At 72.6% G+C, this 3,702-nt stretch carries 5 protein-coding genes; 2 read left to right on the plus strand and 3 right to left on the minus strand.

The window, feature by feature from the left end; translation table 11 throughout:
- Both G3I40_RS09610 and G3I40_RS09615 read right to left on the minus strand, forming a co-directional pair.
- A partial coding sequence (locus G3I40_RS09610) for an ABC transporter permease (RefSeq protein ID WP_164301736.1) occupies nucleotides 1-1,247 on the minus strand: 1,247 nt, incomplete at its 3' end.
- Between the two features lie 2 nt (nucleotides 1,248-1,249).
- Complete coding sequence (locus G3I40_RS09615) at nucleotides 1,250-2,038, minus strand: ABC transporter ATP-binding protein (protein WP_164301737.1); 789 nt, start codon at nucleotides 2,036-2,038, stop codon at nucleotides 1,250-1,252.
- Between the two features lie 106 nt (nucleotides 2,039-2,144).
- On the opposite strand from G3I40_RS09615, the gene G3I40_RS09620 reads away from it, so the two are divergent.
- Complete coding sequence (locus G3I40_RS09620) at nucleotides 2,145-2,372, plus strand: antitoxin (RefSeq protein ID WP_164301738.1); 228 nt, start codon at nucleotides 2,145-2,147, stop codon at nucleotides 2,370-2,372.
- Nucleotides 2,373-2,439: 67 nt separating this feature from the next.
- Nucleotides 2,440-2,784 carry a fic family toxin-antitoxin system, toxin component gene (locus G3I40_RS09625; RefSeq protein WP_164301740.1) on the plus strand — a complete coding sequence of 115 codons (345 nt, stop codon included), beginning with the start codon at nucleotides 2,440-2,442 and terminating at the stop codon, nucleotides 2,782-2,784.
- A 14-nt stretch (nucleotides 2,785-2,798) separates the two neighbouring features.
- On the opposite strand, the gene G3I40_RS09630 is transcribed toward G3I40_RS09625, so the two are convergent.
- A complete protein-coding gene (locus G3I40_RS09630) occupies nucleotides 2,799-3,488 on the minus strand; it encodes a class I SAM-dependent methyltransferase (RefSeq protein ID WP_164301739.1) in 690 nt (229 codons plus the stop codon).
- Nucleotides 3,489-3,702 lie beyond the last annotated feature (214 nt).

The raw sequence follows: 3,702 nt of genomic DNA on the forward strand, positions 1-3,702 counted from the left end.
ACCACCGCGCCCACGATCGCGCGCACCGTCAACGGCCGCCCCACCCCGGCGATCTCGGCATCCGCGAGGGCCGCCATGGGGGAGACGCGGGCCGCCCGCCGCGACGGCAGGTACGCGGCTACGAACGTGACCCCCACGCCGACCGCGAAGGCGGCGACGGGGGTCCCCGGGCCCACCACCATCTCGGCGGACTTGAGGTTCATGCCGAAGACGCCCATCAGCTTGATGAGCCCCGCGGCGAGCCCGACGCCCACCCCGAAGCCCACGGCGGAGCTGACGAGACCGAGCAGCACCGCCTCGGTCAGCACCGAGCGCCTCACCTGCCGCCGGTCGGCGCCGAGCGCCCGCAGCAGTCCCAGCTCCCGGGTCCGCTGGGCGATCAGCATCGAGAACGTGTTGACGATCAGGAACACGCCGACCAGGACGGCGATCCCGGCGAAGCCCAGCATCACGTACTTGATGACGTCGAGGAACCCGCCCAGGTCCTCGGCGGCCGACTTGGCGTCCTCGTCGGCGGTCCTGACCTCATAGGCGGTGCCGAGCTGCGCGGTGATGTTCCGTTTGACCTGTGCGTCGCTCATTCCTGCGGCGGCGTCGACGGAGATGCTCGACGCCCGGCCCGCACCGCCGAGCAGTCGGCGCTGCGCGGTGTCCGTGTCCAGGAAGACGAGGGCGGCGCCCGGGTTGGTCGTCCGGAAGGTCGCGATGCCGACGATCTGGACCTCGAACGAGCCGGGGCGGGCCATGACGGTGAGCGCGTCCCCGATGCGTACGTGCTTCTTGTCGGCGGTGTCCGCGTCGAGCAGCGCCTCGCCCCCGCCGCGCGGCGCGTGGCCCGAGGTCAGCCGGACCGGACTGCGGTCCGTGGGCTCCCAGTTGGTGGCGATGGTGGGCGCGCCCGTCGTCGGCCCGACGTTGTCGTGGTGGCGGTCGACGACGGTGAGGTTCTCGGCCTGGGCATCGAGGTGCGTGGCGGCGACGCCGTCGGCCGCCTCGATCCGGCGCGCCAGCGAGGCGGGCAGGGTGCGGACCTCGCCGGACGGCACCGCCTCGCCGAGGTCGTCCTCCTTCGGGCTCACCCGCACGTCCGCCGAGGTCGAGGCGAAGAGCCGGTCGAAGGTGCGGGACACCGTGTCCGAGAAGATCAGACTGCCCGCGACGAACGCCACCGACAGGACCACGGCGAGCGCGGACAGCAGCAGACGGCCCTTGTGCGCGAAGAAGCTCCGCAGCGTCGCCTTCAGCATCGCTACTGCCCGGGGGTGTGCTGGTCGGCGGCGCCGCCCCGGACGCTGTCGAACCGCTTCATCCGCTCCAGGACGGCCTCCGCGGTCGGTTCGTGCATCTCGTCGACGAGCCGCCCGTCACCGAGGAAGAGCACCAGGTCGGCGTGGGCGGCCGCGCCCGGGTCGTGGGTCACCATCACCACGGTCTGGCCGAGACTGTCGACCGCCTCGCGCAGGAACCCGAGCACTTCCAGACCCGCGCGCGAGTCCAGGTTCCCGGTCGGCTCGTCCGCGAAGATCAGTTCGGGCCGTGCCGCCAACGCCCGTGCGCACGCGACCCGTTGCTGCTGTCCGCCCGACAGCTGGGCGGGCCGGTGCCGCAGTCGGTCCCGCAGCCCGAGCGTGTCGATGACCTGCTCCAGCCACTTCTGGTCGGGGTCCTTGCCCGCGATGTCCATCGGCAGCGTGATGTTCTCCACCGCGTTCAGCGTCGGGATGAGGTTGAAGGACTGGAACATGAAGCCGATGCGGTCGCGCCGCAGCCGCGTCAGCTCCCGCTCCCGCAGGCCCGTGATCTCCGTGCCGCCCAGCCACACCTGCCCCGCCGACACCGTGTCGAGGCCGGCCAGGCAGTGCATCAGCGTGGACTTGCCCGAGCCCGAGGGGCCCATCACCGCCGTGAAGCGGCCGCGCGCGATGTCCACGTCCACCGCGTCGAGCGCGAGCACCTGGGTCTCCCCGGAGCCGTACGCCTTCGTCAGGCCCCGGGCCCGCGCGGCGACCACATCCGTGACCACATCAGCATCCCCCACCTCAACTCCCTTACGTCGTAAGTCAGTTGTGCCTACGGTCGGGTTCGAGGATAGCGGGCACGAGGGGACCTTGCGGGTGCTAGCGCATCGGCGCTAGCGTGCGGTCATGGCGAAGACCCAGTTGAACGTGCGCGTGGACGAGGGCACCGCCCGCGCCGCCCGGGAGCGCGCGCTCGCCCGCGGCATGAGCGTGAACCGGTACATCGAGGAACTGGTGCGGCGGGACGCCGGTGAGCTCGGCCGCACGTTCGTGGACGCCGCTGCCGACTTCATGAAGCAGTACGAGGCCGTGTTCGCCGAGGAGTTCGGCCCGGACCGCGAAGGCCGGCGCTGACCCGTTGAGCGACCCGCGCAGCTCCCCGGAGCCCTCGCCGCCCGGTATCGACCTCGCCTGGCTGCTCATGATCGCCGAGCAGAGGACCCCCGGTGACCCGCAGGTCACCGACTGGGGCGCCCTCGTCGCGGCCGTCGCCCGGCACGACGCGCGGATATTTGACGTCCCGGTCTACGACAGCGTGCACGCCCGCGCCGCGTCGCTGCTCCAACTCCTCATCCACGTACCGGCGTTGGAACGCTCGAACGCCATGTTCGCCTCCGCGGTCGCCTACGCCTACCTCGTCTCCAGTGGGCTCAAGATCGTCACCTCCCCGGACCAGGTCCGCGAACTGGCCCGCCTCGTCAAGGGCGGCGGCGCGAGCCTTCAGGACATCGAGAAGGAGCTGCGGAAGTGGGCCGGAGAGGGATAGGGCCCGCGCGGACCCTAGTCCTCCTGGAGCGGGGGCCGCCGCGCCGTCCCCAGCACGCAGAAGGACGTCGGCAGGCGTGGTCCGCGCTCGGGCACCAACAGCGCACGGAACGGGCCGAGTTCGAACCCGGCGTCCCGCAGCGTGCCGAGCGCGTCCCGCCCGACATGGCACCCGCCGAACAGGCGCGGCCACACGGTCCGGTCCAGCGCCCCCTGCACCGCCCGCATACCGCCCTTGGGCGCCCGTACGTGTTCGAAGAACCGCACCTCGCCGCCCGGCCGCACCACTCTGCGCACCTCGGCGAGTGCGCGGGCCACGTCGCGCACGCTGCACAGGACGATGGACAGCACCGCCGCGTCGAACCCCTCGCTCTTGACCGGCAGCGCCTCGGCCGCCCCGGGCACGACGTCGACCGGTACCTCCACCCGCTGCGCCGCCTCGACGGCCGACTGCCGCAACCTGCGCTCCGGTTCGATGGCGACGACCTCGGAGACGGTGGCCGGGTAGTACGCGAAGTTCAGGCCGTTGCCCGCGCCGACCTCGATGACCCGCCCCGCGAGCCCGCCGAGCAGTTCGGCGCGCACCGGCGCCATCACCGGCTCGGCCCGTTCGCTGAAGCGCGCGTAGTACCGCGCGAACACGGGGTGGCTCACCGCGTCGCGCGACGCCGTCTTCTTGCCGGGGAACGCACTGCGGTCCGCCATGGGACCCTCCTAGGCCGGGGCCGACTGCTTACGCCGATTGTTCCCCCGACCGCGCGGCGGCGAACGGCCTTGCGCGCTACGAGACCGTGCCGGGCCACCCCGGTGGGCCCATCTCCCGCGCGAACCGCGCCCCGTCCCAGGTCCCCCCGAGCGCGGGCCCGAGCCAGTCCCCGGCCCCCGCGCGGAACGCGGCCGCGTCCAGACCCCCGGCACC

It is taken from the genome of Streptomyces sp. SID14478, from assembly GCF_010548525.1.
GTDB lineage: Bacteria > Actinomycetota > Actinomycetes > Streptomycetales > Streptomycetaceae > Streptomyces.

Bases quoted from the DNA above. Each gene is read 5' to 3' on its own strand.
- G3I40_RS09620 (WP_164301738.1), top strand. From the start codon at position 2,145: ATGGCGAAGACCCAGTTGAACGTGCGCGTGGACGAGGGCACCGCCCGC.
- G3I40_RS09625 (WP_164301740.1), top strand. From the start codon at position 2,440: ATGATCGCCGAGCAGAGGACCCCCGGTGACCCGCAGGTCACCGACTGG.
- G3I40_RS09630 (WP_164301739.1), bottom strand. From the start codon at position 3,488: ATGGCGGACCGCAGTGCGTTCCCCGGCAAGAAGACGGCGTCGCGCGAC.